At 54.6% G+C, this 17,990-nt stretch carries 19 protein-coding genes, 1 other RNA gene and 1 pseudogene; 9 read left to right on the top strand and 12 right to left on the bottom strand.

All coding sequences use genetic code 11. From position 1 onward, the window contains the following. Nucleotides 1-16: 16 nt before the first annotated feature. Nucleotides 17-394, bottom strand: a complete 378-nt coding sequence (locus ACRBCU_RS14380; RefSeq protein ID WP_431366085.1) for a helix-turn-helix domain-containing protein — start codon at nt 392-394, stop codon at nt 17-19. Nucleotides 395-688: 294 nt separating this feature from the next. Here ACRBCU_RS14380 and ACRBCU_RS14385 point away from each other — a divergent pair, with 294 nt between their 5' ends. After that, nucleotides 689-1,657, top strand: coding sequence for an NADPH:quinone oxidoreductase family protein (locus ACRBCU_RS14385; RefSeq protein WP_431366086.1), 969 nt, complete (start codon nt 689-691; stop codon nt 1,655-1,657). Between the two features lie 46 nt (nt 1,658-1,703). Here ACRBCU_RS14385 and ACRBCU_RS14390 read toward each other — a convergent pair whose 3' ends face one another. From ACRBCU_RS14390 to ACRBCU_RS14405, 4 genes are all read right to left on the bottom strand, one after another. Beyond that, complete coding sequence (locus ACRBCU_RS14390) at nt 1,704-2,147, bottom strand: rhodanese-like domain-containing protein (RefSeq protein ID WP_431366087.1); 444 nt, start codon at nt 2,145-2,147, stop codon at nt 1,704-1,706. Continuing rightward, entirely contained in the window at nt 2,147-2,503 is a 357-nt protein-coding gene (locus ACRBCU_RS14395) for a rhodanese-like domain-containing protein (RefSeq protein WP_431366088.1), read from the bottom strand. The genes ACRBCU_RS14390 and ACRBCU_RS14395 overlap by 1 nt, the downstream gene beginning before the upstream one ends. A 150-nt stretch (nt 2,504-2,653) precedes the next feature. Further along, nucleotides 2,654-3,007 (bottom strand): VOC family protein, encoded by a 354-nt coding sequence (locus ACRBCU_RS14400; protein ID WP_431366089.1) that lies wholly within the window; start codon nt 3,005-3,007, stop codon nt 2,654-2,656. Further along, the gene (locus tag ACRBCU_RS14405) at nt 3,008-3,907 is read right to left on the bottom strand and encodes a LysR family transcriptional regulator (protein WP_431366090.1); all 900 of its coding nucleotides are present in this window, start codon (nt 3,905-3,907) and stop codon (nt 3,008-3,010) included. It abuts the gene before it with no gap. Between the two features lie 124 nt (nt 3,908-4,031). Here ACRBCU_RS14405 and ACRBCU_RS14410 point away from each other — a divergent pair, with 124 nt between their 5' ends. The 4 genes from ACRBCU_RS14410 to ACRBCU_RS14425 all read left to right on the top strand — a co-directional run bounded on the left by ACRBCU_RS14410 (nt 4,032) and on the right by ACRBCU_RS14425 (nt 8,602). Continuing rightward, a complete protein-coding gene (locus tag ACRBCU_RS14410; RefSeq protein WP_431366091.1) occupies nt 4,032-4,256 on the top strand; it encodes a DUF1127 domain-containing protein in 225 nt (74 codons plus the stop codon). A gap of 146 nt (nt 4,257-4,402) precedes the next feature. After that, entirely contained in the window at nt 4,403-5,179 is a 777-nt protein-coding gene (locus tag ACRBCU_RS14415; protein ID WP_431366092.1) for a Bax inhibitor-1/YccA family protein, read from the top strand. Nucleotides 5,180-5,347: 168 nt separating this feature from the next. Further along, nucleotides 5,348-6,442 (top strand): Hint domain-containing protein, encoded by a 1,095-nt coding sequence (locus ACRBCU_RS14420; RefSeq protein WP_431366093.1) that lies wholly within the window; start codon nt 5,348-5,350, stop codon nt 6,440-6,442. A gap of 201 nt (nt 6,443-6,643) precedes the next feature. Then, entirely contained in the window at nt 6,644-8,602 is a 1,959-nt protein-coding gene (locus ACRBCU_RS14425) for a bifunctional 2',3'-cyclic-nucleotide 2'-phosphodiesterase/3'-nucleotidase (RefSeq protein WP_431366094.1), read from the top strand. Between the two features lie 108 nt (nt 8,603-8,710). Here ACRBCU_RS14425 and ACRBCU_RS14430 read toward each other — a convergent pair whose 3' ends face one another. Beyond that, on the bottom strand, nt 8,711-9,697 hold the full coding sequence (locus ACRBCU_RS14430; protein ID WP_431366095.1) for an aldo/keto reductase: 987 nt from the start codon (nt 9,695-9,697) through the stop codon (nt 8,711-8,713). An 80-nt stretch (nt 9,698-9,777) separates the two neighbouring features. Between ACRBCU_RS14430 and ACRBCU_RS14435 the strand changes: the two genes are divergently transcribed. Next, on the top strand, nt 9,778-10,611 hold the full coding sequence (locus ACRBCU_RS14435) for a LysR family transcriptional regulator (protein WP_431366096.1): 834 nt from the start codon (nt 9,778-9,780) through the stop codon (nt 10,609-10,611). 174 nt (nt 10,612-10,785) lie between these two features. Here ACRBCU_RS14435 and rpmG read toward each other — a convergent pair whose 3' ends face one another. After that, complete coding sequence (gene rpmG, locus ACRBCU_RS14440; protein ID WP_008206879.1) at nt 10,786-10,953, bottom strand: 50S ribosomal protein L33; 168 nt, start codon at nt 10,951-10,953, stop codon at nt 10,786-10,788. 170 nt (nt 10,954-11,123) lie between these two features. On the opposite strand from rpmG, the pseudogene ACRBCU_RS14445 reads away from it, so the two are divergent. Continuing rightward, nucleotides 11,124-11,915 (top strand): annotated as a pseudogene (locus tag ACRBCU_RS14445) (DMT family transporter); the annotation flags it as partial. Between the two features lie 65 nt (nt 11,916-11,980). Here ACRBCU_RS14445 and rnpB read toward each other — a convergent pair. From rnpB to gatC, 5 genes are all read right to left on the bottom strand, one after another. Then, nucleotides 11,981-12,404, bottom strand: an RNA gene (rnpB, locus tag ACRBCU_RS14450) — RNase P RNA component class A. A 70-nt stretch (nt 12,405-12,474) separates the two neighbouring features. Next, nucleotides 12,475-13,092 (bottom strand): N-acetylmuramoyl-L-alanine amidase, encoded by a 618-nt coding sequence (locus ACRBCU_RS14455; RefSeq protein WP_431366160.1) that lies wholly within the window; start codon nt 13,090-13,092, stop codon nt 12,475-12,477. A gap of 79 nt (nt 13,093-13,171) precedes the next feature. After that, complete coding sequence (locus ACRBCU_RS14460) at nt 13,172-13,858, bottom strand: hypothetical protein (RefSeq protein ID WP_431366097.1); 687 nt, start codon at nt 13,856-13,858, stop codon at nt 13,172-13,174. 31 nt (nt 13,859-13,889) lie between these two features. Continuing rightward, nucleotides 13,890-15,377 carry an Asp-tRNA(Asn)/Glu-tRNA(Gln) amidotransferase subunit GatA gene (gene gatA, locus ACRBCU_RS14465; RefSeq protein ID WP_431366098.1) on the bottom strand — a complete coding sequence of 496 codons (1,488 nt, stop codon included), beginning with the start codon at nt 15,375-15,377 and terminating at the stop codon, nt 13,890-13,892. Beyond that, the gene (gene gatC / locus ACRBCU_RS14470) at nt 15,377-15,664 is read right to left on the bottom strand and encodes an Asp-tRNA(Asn)/Glu-tRNA(Gln) amidotransferase subunit GatC (protein WP_431366099.1); all 288 of its coding nucleotides are present in this window, start codon (nt 15,662-15,664) and stop codon (nt 15,377-15,379) included. Before gatC ends, gatA begins: the two co-directional genes overlap by 1 nt. Nucleotides 15,665-15,832: 168 nt before the next feature. On the opposite strand from gatC, the gene ACRBCU_RS14475 reads away from it, so the two are divergent. Together ACRBCU_RS14475 and ACRBCU_RS14480 are read left to right on the top strand one after the other, a co-directional pair. Beyond that, complete coding sequence (locus ACRBCU_RS14475) at nt 15,833-16,525, top strand: metal-dependent hydrolase (RefSeq protein WP_431366100.1); 693 nt, start codon at nt 15,833-15,835, stop codon at nt 16,523-16,525. Between the two features lie 206 nt (nt 16,526-16,731). Then, nucleotides 16,732-17,898 carry an ABC transporter substrate-binding protein gene (locus ACRBCU_RS14480; RefSeq protein ID WP_431366101.1) on the top strand — a complete coding sequence of 389 codons (1,167 nt, stop codon included), beginning with the start codon at nt 16,732-16,734 and terminating at the stop codon, nt 17,896-17,898. The last annotated feature ends 92 nt before the right edge of the window (nt 17,899-17,990 follow it).

Consider the following 17,990-nt stretch of genomic DNA (forward strand, 5'->3'; position numbering starts at 1 on the left):
TAGAGTACAGTTGCGTTCAAGCAACGTCGCTTAGGACGCGCGCCAAATCAAATAGTCGGCGGCGTTGTTCTTCTGGAATCGAGTAGTAAGAACGCACAAGATCAAGTGCTTCTTTGTCATTCAGAATATCAGATGGAACAGCCTTTTGCTGCTCCTGCATCGGAGCTTCGTCGCCTTGCTCCATTCCAGCAAAGAAGAAACTCACATCGGCTTCCAAAGCCTCTGCGATATCCCAGAGCCGCGACGCGCTTACTCGGTTTGCACCGGTTTCGTATTTTTGGATCTGTTGAAACTTGATCCCGACCTGCTCGGCCAATTGTTGTTGTGTTACGCCAACAAGCCAACGACGATGTCGAATCCGCTTACCAACGTGCACGTCCACTGGATGTGCCATGACGTTCCTTCCTAGGATTGATGCGACTTGCTCTGAGTGGCAGAACAACTAAATCAACATCCCTCGTTACCTACCAAAATTGACGCGACAACGAAGTGCGGCAACTTTTACGAAAATGCCAATTCAGAGCAAGTATGGATTTACCTACCACACTAAAGTCCCACGAACGGGACACGCAGAATAGGAGAGCAATCGACATAAATTCCCCCTAAAGTTGATGCGGCATATTTCGGGGTGGAACTTTAGCGTAATATTCTGCAAAATCAGATAAATACGGGAAAACGAGGAACTTTCATGCGAGCTTTTCAAGTCAGCGAAATCGGAACACCAGCCGCTCTGGTTGAACTTGACGCAACGGAACCCGCAGAGGGAGAGGTTCGAATCAAGATTTCAACCTGTGGGCTGAATTTCGCCGATCTTCTTATGCAGAAGGGGCAATACCAAGATACGCCCCCCGCTCCTTTTACGCTCGGCATGGAAGTGGCTGGCACAATTGACGCTCTGGGAGCCAATGTTGAGGGGCCCGAAATTGGCACGCGCGTTGCAGTTTTCGGAGGCCAAGGTGGGCTTGCCGAGTTTGGCTGTTACGATGCACGTATCGCGCTCCCGATCCCGAGCAATATGAGTATGGAAGAGGCGGCGGCGTTCCAAATCGCTTATGGGACCAGTCATTTAGCTTTGGACTACCGCGCCCAGCTGAAGCCAGGGGAGACACTGTTGGTCTTGGGCGCTGCGGGCGGTGTGGGCTTGACGGCGGTCGAGATCGGAAAATTGATGGGCGCAACCGTGATTGCCGTAGCGCGCGGCGAGGACAAGTTGGAGATCGCCCGCCAAGCAGGGGCGGATCATTTGATCGAAGCAGGTGTCGAAGATCTACGCGCCGAACTCTTAGCACTTGGCGGCGTGGATGTTGTGTATGACCCGGTTGGGGGTGATCTGTTTAAAGCCGCTTTTCGCGCATGCAAACCCGAAGCACGTATTTTGGCCATTGGTTTTGCCAGCGGGGAAGTTCCGAAAATTCAAGCGAACCACATGCTGGTGAAAAATGTCTCGCTCATTGGCTTTTACTGGGGCGGCTATCTGAAATTCAAACCCGAGGCTATCGCCGAGTCTATGCAGCATTTGTTTGCTTGGTTTGAACAGGGCAAACTACATCCGCACATCAGCGAAGTGTTTCCGTTGGAGCGCGCGGCAGAAGGGATTGAATTGTTGAGAGCGCGTAAATCAACGGGCAAAGTCGTAATCAAAATCGCTGACGAATAGCCGTTGGTGTTGGCTCTGGCCCCTTCGGGAGCCAAAGCCACGTATTCTAACAGCTTTGGCAGCCCATTTTGCGCGTCGGCTTGACTGGACGATACCCTTCTTTCACCACGCGGATCATCCCTCCTTGGACATCCACAACAGGGAAATCTACCAGCGCAGCGATTTTCCGGCTCGCTCGCGATGTGCGATTGCCAGAACGGCAAATCAAAGCAAGGCGCTGACCCTCCTCAAGCTTCGGAGCAACAGCTTTCAAAAAACTCTCGGCCGAGGTGAAGGTTTGCAAAACCGCGCCCTCTACAACGCCCGAGTCTTTCCATTCTTGGGGCTGTCGAATATCGACCAAAAGAATCCCCGCATCAGAGGCGAGATCAGCTCCGGACAGCGTTTCAAGCGTGAGGTTCTTCGCGTCCGCGCGTCCTGTAAAGCCCATTGCACCTGCGCCAGCAGCTAGAATTGCTGCACCAGCGGCCAAAAAGAGACGTTTTTGCATTAACCCGCCTCCTGCACTTTACGCCATGCGTTTAGTCCGCCTGCTATGAATTTTGCATTGGCATAGCCCATGCCTTTCAAACTCGCGGCAGACAAAGCGCCGCGATTGTTCGCATTGCAATAGCACAAAATCAGTGTGTCCAGCGCGGGAACGATGCCTTCGATATTCATCTCCAGCTTACCCCGGCTCAAATTTACAGATCCAGGAATATGCCCCTTTGCGTGCTCGTCCGGATCGCGAATATCCAGCGCAATAGCGCCGTTTGCCATTAACTCCGCTACATCCTTGGGAGAGGCTTCTTGCACTTTCGCACGCGCTTGGTCGGCGAGTTCTTGGAATTTACTCGTATAGTCCATTTAAGGCTCCAATTTTTGTTGCCCTCGACATATTCAATAAACTAAATATGTAAACCCAGTTGAATGCAAAACATCGGCGAATTCTCGTAATGACCCAGTGTCGCTGCGTCACACGTCTATGAACATCTGCAAATAGTCCGAAACTCTCTGCTAAGAACCGTGCGCCAAGACGTTTAGCAGCTTTCCGGCAGGATCACGAAGATAGAAGCGCCGCACGCCCCAAGGCTCATCGCAAATGCCATATTCAATGGCATATCCCAATTCTTGCGCACGCCTGTGAACCGCATCCACATCATCAACCTCAATCGAAAGATCAGGAACCAATGTCCCTGATCCGCCTTCACTCGCGATACTGATTTGAACTGGCGCGTCAAAGCCGCTCGCCAATGTCGAAATCCAGCCAAAATCCATCACCACGTCCAGATCAAAAAGCGCGGTATAAAACGCTCTCACCTTTTCAACGTCTTGCGCGCCGATATTGGCCACGATCCGCTTGATCGCCACTTAACCAACCTCACGCAATTGAACTGGCGCGCCAATACGGCTTCCCGATTGCAAATCGCTATAGCCCTGTCGCAACAACTCCGCCAATGCAGACACGATCTGCGATTGGGCCTGCTCAGCGCCGTACATATTGATCAAGGACTCAGGCAATTCTGGCAACGTATTGCCATGCTGAATTGGCACCATATGCGGAGGTTCGGTTCCCTCGATTACAACGCAAACCGCCAGATCAGCGCCGATCGTGGCTTCAATTGTACGATCCGAATCTGTCTCGGTTGCCATCTCCCAAGCAATGCCTTCACGATCGAGTACCTTTTGAACAACAGGTCGGAACATACAGTGACGGCTGAAACCCAACTTCAATGGTCGTTGCCGCCAAACTGTACCGTTCTCTGCACCTGTCCAACTTAGGCGAGCGCGACTAAGGGTTTCGCCCTGTGGCATCAAACCTTCTTCAGTGGTGAGGATCAGATCGTATTCACCGCGCGCCAGCCCTTCTTGCAATTGCCGCGAAAACGAAGCGCGTAAGTTCACCTGCACCCGCGGGAATTGCGCGCGAAATTGCTGTAAAACTTTGGAGACCACTGGATAAACAATATCATGCGGCACCCCGAGCGAGACCTCGCCCTCAAAGCCCTTATCCGTCAGCTTGACCATAATCTCATCATTAAGCGCCACCATCTTTCGCGCGTAAGTCAGCAGTTGCTCCCCCTCGGGGCTGAGAACAACTTGTCGTCCTGAGCGCTCCAGCAGCTTGAGATCAAGGCTTTCCTCAAGCCGCTTGATCTGCATCGAAACCGCAGATTGCGTGAGGTTTAACAGGCCCGCCGCGCGTGTAACGCCGCCAGTTTCGGCAATGGCCGTGAAGGAACGCAGGGCGGTAAGATCAAGATTTCTCATATATCATTATCCGTGATGTGTGGCTTCAAAACTATTCGTTTTTAATATGAAGCACGGAATGGCACATACATCAACAGAAAGAATGCGAAACGACAAACCCATCACCAAATGAAAGGTTAAGACAATGACACAGTCTATTGCACAAGTCTCTTCCCACGCAGTTTGCGCCGCACCTAGCCGCCCTGGCATTGCCGCACAGATGTTCCACTTTTTCAGTGTTGCGCGCTCACGCCGCGCCCTTGCCCAACTCAGCACAGAACAGCTTTGCGACATCGGTCTAAGTGAAACAGACGCACAGCGCGAAGCATCACGTTCATTCTGGGACGCCCCGACAACATGGACAAAGTAAGCAAATTCGAATTCGGAGCGAGTTTAACAAAAACAATAAGGTTTTCTTGAACTTCGCTCCGAAAACACTTGAATTTGTGCGACGGCCTCACGATATTCCCATCAAGACCGCCAAAAAGGTGGATCACGAAACAATGGAGAGTATTCATGGCTGAATATGGTACAATTCGCAGCGGCGTAGGAACGGCGGCCGCGAATATCGACGCGGGCCTTCGCGCCCATATGAACAAAGTCTACGGCACAATGTCCGTAGGTATGTTCATCACATTTCTTGCAGCTTGGGCGATCGCGGGCCTTGCGGTTACAACGGACCCATCCGCAGCAGTCGCGCAAATTGGCGCTGACAAGTACCTGACATCGCTCGGCTCCGCGCTTTATCTCTCCCCGCTTAAGTGGGTTGTGATGTTTGCGCCCCTCGCCTTTGTCTTTGGCATGAGCGCGGGCATGAACCGCATGTCTGCTGCAACAGCGCAAACTGTGTTCTACATTTTCGCAGCCGTCATGGGCGTGTCGATCTCTTCGATCTTCTTGGTCTTCACAGGCTATTCGATCATGCAGATCTTCCTGATCACATCTATTGCCTTCGCGGGCCTATCCCTCTGGGGTTACACAACGCAGAAAGACATCTCCGGCTGGGGTAGCTTCCTGATCATGGGTGTTATTGGCCTTGTTGTTGCGTCTATCGTCAACATTTTCCTCGGCTCCCCTGCGATCATGTTTGCGATTTCTGCGATTGGTGTTCTGATCTTTGCTGGTCTTACAGCTTATGACACTCAGCGCATCAAGACAGAGTATGTAGCCCACGCACACCACGGTGACAGCGAATGGCTAGGTAAGTCCGCTATCATGGGCGCGCTGAGCCTGTATCTGAACTTCATCAACATGTTCATGATGCTGCTTCAGCTCTTCGGCTCCCGCGAGTAAATGAGCGACAACATAGCTAAGTGTTAATGAACCGGCCCTATTGGGGCCGGTTTTGTTTTGGTTAGAGGGAAGCCGCGTATAAGATTCCCCCTCGATGCGCCTTATAGTTTTACGCGGCGGACCCTATTTCTGTCATAGTGTAGTCTAATTAAAGTTTTAGTGTGATTTATGGCAGTTTTAGTTGGAAGCGGATTTCATCTTACGACAGCGTTGGGCGTTGCTGGTGCAGCAGCCCAAGGCACGGTGCTATCCGGGAGCGACCTTGGCCAACCAATAGACATTCAAACGGATGGCGCACTTGCAGGCGGCGTGAACGCCATGCACGCCGGTGACAGCTTTATAGTCGATACCGACGAAGACGGTGATTTCACCGACGAAGCCGCCACAACGCAAACTGATAACGATCGTTACACAGGGTCGACCGTCACCTATGCAGACGGGTCAACATCAACTGTCACATTAGAACTCATCACTTTATCCGACGGCACGCAGGCCATTTTGGTTAACGGCGGCGGTGCAAATTCTATCAATGCGGCATCGGATCAAATCCAATCCATCACGCTTGGCACTTTTAGCACGACGTTCAACAACCGCTATAATCAGTCGAATTTCAACAATACAATTACAAATTCCGTCGTTTGTTTTTGCGCAAAAACAATGGTTCAAACACCAAACGGAGAACGCCCGATCGGCTCTCTCAAAGCGGGGGATGAAGTTGTGACCGCCAATGCCGGTTCACAAAAAGTGCTTTGGGTCGGCAAGCGAAAACTATCTACAGCGCAGCTTGTTGCCGCCCCACATTTGAAACCGGTTCGCATTCGCGCGGGCGCGTTGGGTGAAAACCTGCCAAAGTCTGATCTCCTTGTCTCGCCGCAACATCGCATTCTAATTGCCTCCAAGATTGCCGAGCGCATGTTCGGGCAAAAGGAGATATTTGTACCAGCGATCAAACTCCTGGACGCTGAAGGGATAGAGCAGTTCGCATCGCTTGCCCCGATAACCTATGTTCATGTCCTTTTTGATAAACATCAGGTCATCTTTGCAAATGGCACCCCCGCTGAGAGCCTCCACACTGGCCCTCAAGCGTTACGCTCTTTGTTGCCAAACGCTCGCAAAGAACTCTTCGAAATATTCCCCGAGCTAAGCGCAGGCTCGCATTTTCCGACACTTGCGCGCCCTGCGGTTCAAAAACAAGCTCAGGTAACTAAGCTACTGGCAAGGCATCACAAAAACCGCAAACACTTGGTCCTATTGGACAGTTGATATTTGGCTACAGGCTTTGCGCCCCAGTCCTTACACCCAAGTCGAATTATTAAGCAACGTGCCCTCACGCTCGCTGGTGTGACGCGTGGGAACAAGCATCAAAGTTGCTCGAATCTTCAAACCGTCACATGCTGGTTTCATTCTTCGACTGTGCTGCGGTCGTAACTGCTCGACCCATTTCAAATTAGTAAGGACGTTCCCATGACTCTTTCAATGAACCGCCGTCACTTTCTTGCAGGCACGGCTGGTTTCGTCGCCATGCATCCGTTTTCGCTGTCGGCCGCCAACAACCAAGCCCATTTACGCCTGATGGAAACCACCGACCTACACGTGCATGTCTTCCCCTACGATTATTACGCCGACAAACCGCGTGACACGGTTGGCCTGTCGCGCACAGCCTCGATCATTCAAGGCGTGCGCGCGGAATCGACGAACTCGCTGCTGCTCGACAATGGCGACTTTCTGCAAGGCAACCCAATGGGCGATTACATTGCCTATGAGCGCGGCATGAAAGAGGGTGACAGCCACCCCGTGATCAACGCGATGAATGCGCTGGGCTTTGATGCCTCGACGCTGGGCAATCACGAATTCAATTACGGTGTTTCCTTCCTGATGAAGTCCCTCGCGGGCGCGGACTTCCCTGTCGTCTCAGCCAATGTCGTAAAAGAGATGGGCGTTGCGCCGACGGCAGATCAGACGCTGGTGAAACCCTATGTCATCCTTGAGCGCGAGATCACCGATGGCGGCGGCGCAAAGCATCCGATCAAGATCGGTCTCATCGGATTTGTGCCTCCTCAGATTATGAACTGGGATCGCAAGCATCTGGAAGGCAACGTGCAAACCCGCGATATCGTGGAAACAGCGCAAGACTACGTGCCGCAAATGAAAGAGGAAGGCGCAGACATTATCATTGCGCTTTGCCATTCTGGGATCGGTTCTGCCAATCACGAGGACGGGATGGAAAACGCTGCTGTCCCGCTGGCGCGCATCGATGGCATTGATGCGATTCTAACGGGTCACAGCCACCTCGTCTTCCCTTCCTCCAAATACGCTGACTTCGCGGGCGTAGACACTGCCGCTGGTACCATCGGCGGCAAGCCAGGTGTTATGGGCGGTTTCTGGGGCAGCCATATGGGGCTGATTGACCTTCTGATCGAACGAGACGGAAATGGCTGGCGCGTTCTTTCACACACCTCCGAGGCGCGCCCGATTTCCAAACGCAATGAGGATCGCAGCTATACCGCGCTTGCCGAGGACTATACCCCTGTTCTGGACGCCGCGCGCGCTGAACATGAGGCAACGCTAAAGTATGTGCGCACGGCCGTAGGCAAGACCGACGCGCCGCTGCACAGCTATTTCGCGCTCGTTGCAGATGATCCATCCGTGCAGATCGTGTCCAACGCGCAGATGTGGTACATCAAGGAACAGATGGTCGGCACCTCATATGAAGGCCTGCCCGTCCTCTCTGCCGCCGCGCCATTCAAGGCTGGCGGTCGCGGTGGCCCTGAGTATTACACCGACGTGCCAGCGGGCGATGTGGCGATCAAGAACGTCTCGGACCTCTACCTCTACCCCAACACAGTGCGCGCGGTGAAGGTGACGGGACAGCAAGTCAAAGATTGGCTGGAACGCTCGGCGGGCATGTTCAATCAAGTTGAAGCAGGCGCGCAGGATGCTCCGCTGCTGAACCCTAGTTTCCCAAGCTACAATTTTGATGTCATGGACGGGGTCACCTATCAGATTGACCTCTCTCAGCCGTCCAAGTTCGACAAAGACGGCGCTGAGGTGAACCCAGACGCGAGCCGCATCACCAACCTAATGTTCAACGGCGCGCCGCTTGATATGGCAGCGGAATTCATTGTCGCGACGAACAACTACCGCGCCTCTGGCGGTGGTAGCTTCCCAGGTGCAAAGGGGGACACAGTGGTCTTTGAAGGCCCCGACACCAACCGCGATGTCATCGTGCGCTACTTGGTGGATCAAGGCACAGTGAACCCGAAAGCCGACGCCAACTGGTCCTTCGCGCCTTTGGCCGATACCACAGTGATCTTCGAAACCGGCCCCGCGGGCGCGGGTTATGCCGACAGCGTGGAGGGCGTAGACATCGCGCCAGATGGCATGTCCGAGACCGGCTTCGCGACGTTCCGTATCAAACTGTAAGTTCCTATGTTGCCAACCGTCCCCTTCGGGTCGGTTGGCTAAACCTCACAACTGCGCTTTGCGGGACAAAGCCGACATTGGTTCCGAGTACGTAAATGACTGCTCAAATCAACGTGCGCGGGCCGGCCCCTCAGGCATGCGGTTCACTAGCGCCTCGATGTGCAACATCACATCCTTTGACAAAGGTCCAAATGATACAGCACCGGCGTTTTCGATTGCTTGCTCTTCCGTTCGCGCGCCGGGAACAGGAATGTTCCATTCTGACTTTGCCAATAGCCAGCACAACGCGCCTTGCGCCAATGAACGGCCATCCGTTTGTAGCAGTTCGCGGATCGCCGCAAGGTTGCGCAAATGCGCCTCGGCTGGTTTCGCGTCCTGAAAATAATCGCGCTTAGCATTGTTGACCGAACGCACATCTGTTTCGGGCATAACTGTTGAACTATCGTATTTCCCCGTGAGCAAACCCATTGCTAAGGGCGAGCGCAACAAGGCAATCATCTTGTTCTCGGCGACCGTCTTTTGAATGCTCGGGACGTCCAAGAAGATGTTCATCGCATGTTCAATACCAATGAACCCGTCGAGATCTGCCATCGCCGCTGCACTTTCTGGGAAGTCAGTGCTCCACCCATAGGAACACAGCTTGCCTGCTTGCCGCGCAACTTCCATCTGTTCAAAGATCGGACGCGCTTTCGCAATGGGCAAAGCATTTAGGTGCAGCAACATCACATCCACATGATCACGGTTCAATCGCCGCAAACTACGTTCTATCGCGGGAATGACCTCATGCGCTTCGGTTTCATCATGAAGAACCTGACGTGCATCCTCATCAATCGCAGTGCCCAGCTTGGATACGATGATGGCATCGGGATGATCGTGCAATGTCTCGCCCAACAGCCGTTCTGAATGGCCCGCGCCATAGACTGCTGCCGTGTCAAAAATCCGCAGACCCGCATCAAGCGTCGCACGAATGGCCCGCTTGGACTCAGCATCATCTACATTTGGAAACCCGTGGGGCGTTGATCCAGCATAAAACTGTCCGCCGATGGCCCAACACCCCATTCCCATCGGGATTACATCTTGTCCAAGTAGTTTCATCGTTCAAGTTCCTTTTGTTCCCTCCCAGGATTAAACAAACAATCTTTCTTTTCTACGCAAAGAAACGCAAAGTACTTTTCATGAGTGAAATGAAGGCTGATTGGAATGACTTGAAATTCTTTCTGTCTGTCGCACGGCACAATGGTCTGTCAGGTGCTGCGCGACAAACAGGGATGAGCCCCGCCACGTTGGGACGGCGTATGCAGGCGCTTGAGCGCGCCACTGGCATTGAGATTTTTTACAGGCATGCGCGCGGCTATGATTTGACCGAGCAGGGAGAAGCGCTGTTCGCACGCGTGTCCGCGCTGGACGCCGAAGTCAGGCCTTTGTTTTCTGATAACGTCGGCGGCCGGAAAACTTTGGTTAAACTCTCGGGCGGGCATTGGACGTTGCACGCCTTGGCCGCGCATGTGCCAAACATCAGCAAAGCAGCGCCAGATGCGATCCTGCGCCTCATTTCGGCGACGGACCAGATGAAAATCAATCACCGCGAAGCCGTTATCGGCATCAGGAACCAGAGACCCGAAAAAATTGGGCTGGCCTGTCGACGGGTCGGGACGGTTTCTTTCGCCGGCTATGCAACCAACGCTGAAATCAAAGGGTGGATCAGGCTTGCGTCCAAGGCCCCTTCCGCACAGTGGCTTGCCGCTAAAGACGACGCGAAAATCGTAATCGAAGTAAACGCACCAAGATTGGCGCTGGACTTAGCGCTGCAGGGTATCGGACGCATTGTGTTGCCGTGTTTTATTGGTGATCTGATGCCGAAACTTGTGAAGGTACATCCCAAAATCATGGAACTAAATCACGAACAATGGTTGGTCAGCCATGATGAAGATCGGTTCATTCCAGCGGTTCGCCAGGTTCTTGATCAGACGTACAGCGCTCTGAGTTCGATACTCGAAGCGTCGACATGAAAATCTGCAAGGGTTGAAATCTTCGTAGGATACACTCTTGGTACCAGTCATTTGAAACAAGTGCAGCATCACGCAAAATGGGCTCTAAGCCGCCGTCCACCCGCTCAAACCGCAAAACAAAAAGCCGCCCCAAATGGAGCGGCTTTTTCAATCTCGCAAAAGCGAAAATCAAGCTTACTTGATTTTGCCTTCTTTGTACTCAACGTGCTTGCGTACAACTGGGTCGTACTTACGGATGACCATTTTCTCGGTCATTGTGCGCGCGTTTTTCTTTGTGACGTAGAAGTGGCCTGTACCCGCAGTGGAGTTCAGGCGGATCTTGATGGTGGTTGGCTTCGCCATTGGTCATCTCCTGCGGCTGGGCAGTGCATATCGCATGCAGGCCCCGTGAATTCTTGTGAGACTGCGTTTTACGGATCGCCTGCCCCGAGTCAACCGCAAAAAGACTCTATCCAAGGGAATAGCCCACCGATAAACGGCACTAAGAGCTTAAAACAAGGTAAACCCGTAATATGCCCCGCAATGCCGCCATTTTCGCTGTGCTTCTCGCTGCAATTTTGTGGGGCACAACAGGGACATTCCAAAGCTATCTGCCAGCGAGTCGCGAGCCTTTGGTTGTCGGCGCCGTGCGGCTTTGGATTGGCGCGCTCTCCTTGCTCGCGCTTGCGATGTTGAACCCTGTAGCGCGACGTGCGTTTAAAGATGTGATGGGCCTTCCTCTGCTTCTCGCGGGCGGGTTCATTGGCCTTTACAACCTGCTTTTCTTCGCGGCCGTTTTGAAGACAGGCGTTGGCATCGGCACGGCGATCACAATCGGATCCGCCCCGATTTGGGTTGCGATCTATGACACGGCCTATCTTCGCATCCGCCCCAGCGGGCGAAAGCTGGTGGGCCAAGCGATGTCGATCTTCGGAGCCTGTTTGCTGGTGGTCTCCGGTCAATCAGAAGGCGTCGAAGTGACGGGCATTCTGCTCGCCCTTGGTGCAGGTCTCTCTTATGCGATCTACTCGCTTGCCAGCTCTGCCATGAGCGGCAAAGCCCCCTCGGCAACCATCGCAGCAAGTACCTTTTCGTTGGCCGCGCTGATCACGACACCTGTGTTCTTCTTTGTGCCTTGGACCTGGGCGCTGAAGGGCACCGCACCTGCGACGCTGCTGCTCTTGGGCCTGCTCTCAACGGGCGTCGCCTATGCGCTTTATACATGGGGACTGCGTGTCGTTGCGGCCTCTACCGCGGTCACGCTCGCGCTTGCAGAGCCGCTAACCGCATGGGTGCTCGCCACATTCATCGTGGGCGAGCCTGTGACCGCCCTCAAGATCGCAGGCGCTGTGCTGCTGCTCATCGGTCTCTATGTGGTCTCGACTGAAAAGCGTGCGGAAAGCCTATAAGCCGGATTTTGTCCAATGCACCGCTCTCGTGGTGCAAATAGATGACCATTCATCTCAGCGCTAGATTACCCCAGCGCCTCTAGCTGCCAACCCGGATGCCTCAGGCTAAAGCGTCCCTGCGAGGATATCGGTTACCCGATCACGCCCACGCGGCATCCCTATTTGGCATTGCTCCCGGTGGGGCTTGCCTTGCCGGTTCGGTTACCCGTCCCGCGGTGCGCTCTTACCGCACCGTTTCACCCTTACCCGCGTCGAAACGAAGGCGGTTTCTTCTCTGTGGCGCTATCCCTCAGGTTACCCTGGCCGGGCGTTACCCGGCACCGTTGCTTCATGGAGTCCGGACTTTCCTCTCAGACAAGCTACGATAAGTAGCGAAGTCGAACGTGCAACAAACAAGCTGCCAAAGGCAGCGCCGTTGAGTGCACGCGCAAAATTGTCCAAGCAGCCATCCAGCCTTCCGCACGCAGGAGTGCCACTAGCTGGCAGTCCCCCATGGGTCAACCGCGAATCGCGCGGCGAGCGATGCTGCCTCTGTGCGATCCTCAAATGTTTCAAGCCCTGTGCGCATTGGCGCAAAGCGTTGACGAAAGGCGTCCAAACACGCCTCTAGCCCGAAATGTTCAACCCCATAGCCCAGCGCGCTTAGACTTTCGCGCAAAGGCGCATCCGCTGCGCCCTGTTCAGGCCAGATCGCAAAACCACCTAGCGCCAAACGACGCCAGTCAAAGCGCCGCCCCGGGTCGGATTTCCTAAGCGGCGCGAGATCGGAATGCGCAATGACGTGGTGCAGCGGTATGTCCCAACGGGTCTGAATTGCAGACAGAAGTTTCTCTAGCGCATCCATCAAAGGCGCGGAGAAGGGCGAAAACCCGTCATTATCCAGCTCAATCCCGATCGAGCGCGAATTGATATCCTCGCAGCCAGCCCAGCGCCCTGCCCCTGCGTGCCAAGCGCGTTCGCTTTCCTCAACCATCTGCGTCACAGTGCCATCGCGGGCGATCAAATAGTGAGCGGAGACTTCGTTTTCGGGATTGCAAAGCGTGCAAATCGCATCTTCTGCGCTTTGCATAGCGGTGTAGTGGATTACCACCATATCGGGAGCAGCAATGCCGCTGCGACGCGGCCCACAATTAGGTGACGGGCGCTGCTCGATTTGCGCGCCCATCAGGTTATCAGCCATTCACAGCATTGCGGAACGGCGCAGGATCCCATGCACAGGCGAAACCATCGCCATCAGGGTCCATGCCTTTGCGATCATTCACAGGGCCGCCCCCAGCCAGAAACGCCTGTTGCGCCTGATCTTGAGAAGCAAAACCAGCGCAATTCTTCTGATACTTCTTCGCCGCGTTAAAGCCACTGCGCTTGTAGACCCGCTGCCCCTTTGCATTCTTCGCAGATAAGGCAAAGGCAACGATATTCGGGCCAGCATTGCCTTGACGCGTTGGCAAAGCGGTTGGCTGAATGACCTGATACTGCTGTTGGTTCTGCGCGCGTTTGGCGGCGTCTCCTTCGATAGAACGCTGGCCAGAGACCGCGGTAAAATCGTTCTCGGCGCTGATACCACCTGCGCGCAAGACTGGCGCTGCGTTCGCTGGGCTGGCCTGCACGGCGCCGCTCGCAGCGCTCGCAGTTGCATTGGCTTGCGCAATGCCAGACGCCGCTGCTGGCGCGAGCGTTTCCGAACTTACGGCTTGTGGCGCAGGCAAAGTGCCACCTTGCAGCGCCGCATCACGCGCGGCCTGCTGCTGTTGGTACTCATTGTAATCGCCAAAGCCGACCCCAGCCCCGCTATCGGGGATTTCAGGGCTACAAGCCGCCATTGCGCCCAGCGCCGTTACCGCCAAAATAATGCGTTTCATCTTAGAACTGCCTCGTTATCTTTTGGCCGCTTTACCACCATTTGGACGGTTTTGCTACAAAACCGGCCGCTTGCTCCAGTGCATAGGCGGTATTTAGCAAATCGCCCTCTTCCCAAGGCTTGCCAATCAGTTGCAGACCAAGGGGCAAACCCTTGCTGTCCACGCCCGCAGGAACCGCGATGCCGGGAAGGCCTGCAAGGTTCACAGTCACAGTGAAAACGTCATTCAGATACATCTGAACTGGATCAGCCTCTGTCATTTCGCCAAGGCCAAAGGCCGAGCTTGGCGTTGCAGGCGTCAGGATCGCATCCACGCCAGCGGCGAAGACATCCTCAAAATCTTTCTTGATCAACGCACGAACGCGGCGGGCGCGGTTGTAGTAGGCGTCATAGAACCCGGCGCTCAGCACGTATGTGCCGATCATGACACGGCGCTGAACCTCATGGCCAAAGCCCTGCGCGCGGGTCTTTTCATACATCTCTGTGATACCGTCACCCGCCTCTAGCGTGGCGCGCTGGCCATAGCGCACACCATCATAGCGCGCGAGGTTTGAAGACGCTTCCGCTGGCGCAATCACATAATAAGCAGGCAGCGCGTATTTCGTGTGCGGCAGCGAGATATCAACAATCTTCGCGCCTGCATCTTTCAGCATCGCTGTGCCGTCTGCCCAAAGCGTTTCGATCTCGGTGGGAATACCCTCCATGTGATATTCCTTTGGAATACCAATGGTTTTGCCCTTGATGTCGCCGGTCAGCATCGCCTCAAAATTTGGCACTGGCAGGTTGGCACTGGTGCTGTCTTTGGCGTCAAAGGAACACATGGTTTCCAGCATGATCGCCGCATCGCGCACGTCTTTGGTCATCGGACCCGCTTGATCGAGCGAGGAGGCAAAGGCCACAACACCCCACCGCGAGCAACGCCCGTATGTCGGCTTGATCCCCGTGATACCCGTAAAGGCCGCAGGCTGGCGGATCGAGCCGCCTGTGTCCGTGCCCGTCGCCGCGAGGCAAAGATCAGCCGCAACCGCAGAAGCGGAACCACCGGAGGAACCGCCTGGCGTCAGCGCCGTATCATCATTGCCGCGACGCCATGGGTTTACTGCGTTGCCATAAACGGAGGTCTCGTTGGACGAGCCCATGGCGAATTCGTCCATGTTGAGCTTGCCCAGCATCACCGCGCCTGCATCAAACAGGTTTTGGCTGACCGTGCTTTCATACTCAGGCTTGAACCCGTTCAAAATGGCAGAGGCCGCTTGGGACGGAACACCCTTGGTGCAGAAGAGATCCTTAATGCCAATCGGCAAACCGCACATGTCAGGCGCATCACCCGCGCCAATGCGTGCATCAGCGGCTTTCGCCTGCTCCAGCGCCAGCTCTGGCGTGTGATGCACAAATGCGTTCAATGCGCCTGCGCCTTCGATTTCCTTGAGGAAGGTCTCGGTCAACTCGACGGAGGTTGTTTCACCCTTGCGCAGCGCATCGCGCGCGCCTGCCAGCGTCATTTTTGTAAGATCAGACATTATTCAACCACCTTCGGAACCGCAAAAAAGCCTTCACGCGCATCGGGCGCATTGGCGAGCACTTTTTCCTGCTGATCGCCGTCGGTGACTGCATCTTCGCGACGATAAAGCTTTTGCGGCGTCACAGATGTCATCGGCTCAACGCCGTCCACATCGACTTCGTTCAGCTGCTCGATAAAACCAAGGATATTGCTGAATTCTTCTGCCAAAGCAGGCAGTGCTTCAGGCTCAACCTTAATGCGGGCCAATTTGGCAACGCGCGCGGCGGTTTCTACATCAATGGACATCGGGCAAGTCTCCGGCTTTAGCTGTTGGATCAGCGTTTAGCGCCCACGCGCGCGGCTCGCAAGGGTGCTCTGGTTTTCTGCTTGTTTGACCTCATCGTGCAATCGCCTTTTGCCATTTTTTCAATCGCAGCTAGGGTGGTCACACGCACAACACATGGGAGCACGCACATGAAAATTATTCCCCTCGGACATTCTGGCTTTCGCATCGAGATCGAAGATCAGGTTCTCCTGATCGACCCTTGGCTCACGGACTGCCCTGCCTTCCCCGAAGAGCGGCGCGCCGAAGCCATTGCTGGCGCGACCCACGTGTTGATCTCGCACGGTCATTTCGATCACTGCGCCGATGGGTTTGACGTCGCCAAAGAACTCGATATCCCTGCTGTCGGCATCTACGATCACATGGGCTTTATGGAAGGTAAGATGGGCATCAAGACCGTCGGCTTTAACAAAGGCGGCACTGTTATGCTGGGCAAAGTTGCCGTCACCATGGTTACAGCCTCCCACTCCAGCACCTACAACACAGAAGACGGGCCAATGTATGCAGGCACCGAGAGCGGCTTTATGATCACGGGCGAAGGCAAGACCATCTACTTCAGCGGCGATACGGATGTCATGATGGACATGGAGCTCTTTGAAGACCTGCATCACCCCGACATCGGCATCCTCTGCGCAGGCGGACACTTTACCATGGACATGAAGCGCGCGGCTTATGCGGCCAAGCGGTTCTTCAATTTCGATACGGTCATCCCTTGCCACTATAATACATTTGATTTCTTGCGGCAGGACGTTGCGCCAATGGTTAAAGCGATCCCCGAAGCAACCGTGATAGAGCCAGAGGTGCTTGTCCCGATTGAAATCTAATCAGGGGAATGATGCGCTAGCCTAGCATCTTGCCACACCAAAGCACGGCGAAACGCAATCTTGCTCGATCCTTTAGCGGGTATCTCTGCGCTTGAAATCGCCGTGTTTCTTCGTTTTCCGCTTTTCCCTTGGCATCGCGCAAAAGCTGATATCAAATCATTTTCAGAAAAGCTCTGAATTACTGACGAACTCGAGGCATCAATCCAATGACGCTGAACAGACGCTCCTTTCTGGCAACAAGTGCCGCAGCCAGCGCCACGCTTTCGATGCCAGCTATCCTCAAGGCCCAGCCACGCGAGTTTGTGCTGGGCGCGTCGCTGCCAATGACGGGCCCACAGCGCCCGCTCGGCCAAGCGGTCGTGCCAGCATTCAAGATCGCCCAGACCCTGTTTAATGAAGAAGGCGGAATTACAGGGACGCCGATCCGCTTCGCTCTGGAAGATTCTCGCTCGATCCCGCAGATCACACGCGCCAATTTTCTCAATGCTTTAGCAAACGAAGGACGTGCTTTACTCGGGTTTTTCGCCGATTCAACCAGCGCAATGAAACTTATCACCCCTGAGCTAACAGGCGAACGTGCGCGCATCATGGGCTCGCTTTCCTTCTCATCTGCCTTGGCAGACCCCCAAAACGCCCCTTATCAATTCGTGGCTGGACCGACCTACGACGATCAGATCGAAACGTTGCTCAAGCAGATCAAATCCAGAGGCGGAACGCAGATTGCAATCCTTTACGCGCAAACCGAATGTGGTCGCGATCCCCTTGCTTTTAGCCGCGCAAGCGCTGCGCAGCACGGTTTGCAGATCGCTTTGGAAGCCGCCTGTCTACCGCGCGGTGGGAACCTCGCAGCGCAAATATCTCAACTAAAGAAAGCAGGGGTAGAGCACTGCATCTTGCACGGGTTTGCCGCAGATGGCTTGCGCCAGCTTGCAGATGCGCAGGGCGAAATTGATCCGTCGATGCAGTTCTACAGCACCTTCTCGGGCATGCAGCCAAGCGGCGCAGTTCACGCTATTGCGCAAGCAGCCACGTTTCAAGGCACCATGCCTTACCGACATTTTGAAGACGCCCCCCGCAACTCGCGCTTTCAGCGATATGCGGCGCACACGGCTGATCTTCCCATTTCGGCGTTACAAGCACTGTGCAGCCTAGAACTTATGATCGAGGCGATGCGCCGAACGGCAAACGCGGGACTGGAGCTTAGGGCAGACACAATCGCACAAACCCTTGCCGGCATTACCAACTGGGACAGCAGTGGCTTTTTCGACCAGCCAGTATCTGTAAAAAACAACAGGATCGCCACGGGTCGCATCTACGCGTTTTCAGCAGAACAAAACCGTTTTGTGCCAAGCACGGACTGGATCAGCACTTAAGCCGCAAGCGCCAACTTTCAAAAAAAGCGTCCGCCTGCCCTGTAGAAATACGAAACCCCCGCCGTCACTCACTTCGGCAGGGGTTTCCAGGA

Origin of the sequence: Planktotalea sp. (assembly GCF_050633725.1) — a bacterium.
In the GTDB taxonomy this organism is placed as follows: domain Bacteria; phylum Pseudomonadota; class Alphaproteobacteria; order Rhodobacterales; family Rhodobacteraceae; genus Planktotalea.

What these genes read in the sequence shown, in the direction of transcription:
- ACRBCU_RS14410 (WP_431366091.1), top strand. Translation starts at nt 4,032, where the DNA reads ATGACACAGTCTATTGCACAAGTCTCTTCCCACGCAGTTTGCGCCGCA.
- ACRBCU_RS14475 (WP_431366100.1), top strand. Translation starts at nt 15,833, where the DNA reads ATGAAAATTATTCCCCTCGGACATTCTGGCTTTCGCATCGAGATCGAA.
- ACRBCU_RS14385 (WP_431366086.1), top strand. Translation starts at nt 689, where the DNA reads ATGCGAGCTTTTCAAGTCAGCGAAATCGGAACACCAGCCGCTCTGGTT.
- gatC (WP_431366099.1), bottom strand. Translation starts at nt 15,664, where the DNA reads ATGTCCATTGATGTAGAAACCGCCGCGCGCGTTGCCAAATTGGCCCGC.
- rpmG (WP_008206879.1), bottom strand. Translation starts at nt 10,953, where the DNA reads ATGGCGAAGCCAACCACCATCAAGATCCGCCTGAACTCCACTGCGGGT.
- ACRBCU_RS14415 (WP_431366092.1), top strand. Translation starts at nt 4,403, where the DNA reads ATGGCTGAATATGGTACAATTCGCAGCGGCGTAGGAACGGCGGCCGCG.
- ACRBCU_RS14425 (WP_431366094.1), top strand. Translation starts at nt 6,644, where the DNA reads ATGACTCTTTCAATGAACCGCCGTCACTTTCTTGCAGGCACGGCTGGT.
- ACRBCU_RS14435 (WP_431366096.1), top strand. Translation starts at nt 9,778, where the DNA reads ATGAGTGAAATGAAGGCTGATTGGAATGACTTGAAATTCTTTCTGTCT.
- ACRBCU_RS14380 (WP_431366085.1), bottom strand. Translation starts at nt 394, where the DNA reads ATGGCACATCCAGTGGACGTGCACGTTGGTAAGCGGATTCGACATCGT.
- ACRBCU_RS14420 (WP_431366093.1), top strand. Translation starts at nt 5,348, where the DNA reads ATGGCAGTTTTAGTTGGAAGCGGATTTCATCTTACGACAGCGTTGGGC.
- ACRBCU_RS14405 (WP_431366090.1), bottom strand. Translation starts at nt 3,907, where the DNA reads ATGAGAAATCTTGATCTTACCGCCCTGCGTTCCTTCACGGCCATTGCC.
- ACRBCU_RS14480 (WP_431366101.1), top strand. Translation starts at nt 16,732, where the DNA reads ATGACGCTGAACAGACGCTCCTTTCTGGCAACAAGTGCCGCAGCCAGC.
- ACRBCU_RS14395 (WP_431366088.1), bottom strand. Translation starts at nt 2,503, where the DNA reads ATGGACTATACGAGTAAATTCCAAGAACTCGCCGACCAAGCGCGTGCG.
- ACRBCU_RS14390 (WP_431366087.1), bottom strand. Translation starts at nt 2,147, where the DNA reads ATGCAAAAACGTCTCTTTTTGGCCGCTGGTGCAGCAATTCTAGCTGCT.
- ACRBCU_RS14460 (WP_431366097.1), bottom strand. Translation starts at nt 13,858, where the DNA reads ATGAAACGCATTATTTTGGCGGTAACGGCGCTGGGCGCAATGGCGGCT.
- gatA (WP_431366098.1), bottom strand. Translation starts at nt 15,377, where the DNA reads ATGTCTGATCTTACAAAAATGACGCTGGCAGGCGCGCGCGATGCGCTG.
- ACRBCU_RS14430 (WP_431366095.1), bottom strand. Translation starts at nt 9,697, where the DNA reads ATGAAACTACTTGGACAAGATGTAATCCCGATGGGAATGGGGTGTTGG.
- ACRBCU_RS14455 (WP_431366160.1), bottom strand. Translation starts at nt 13,092, where the DNA reads ATGGTGGTAATCCACTACACCGCTATGCAAAGCGCAGAAGATGCGATT.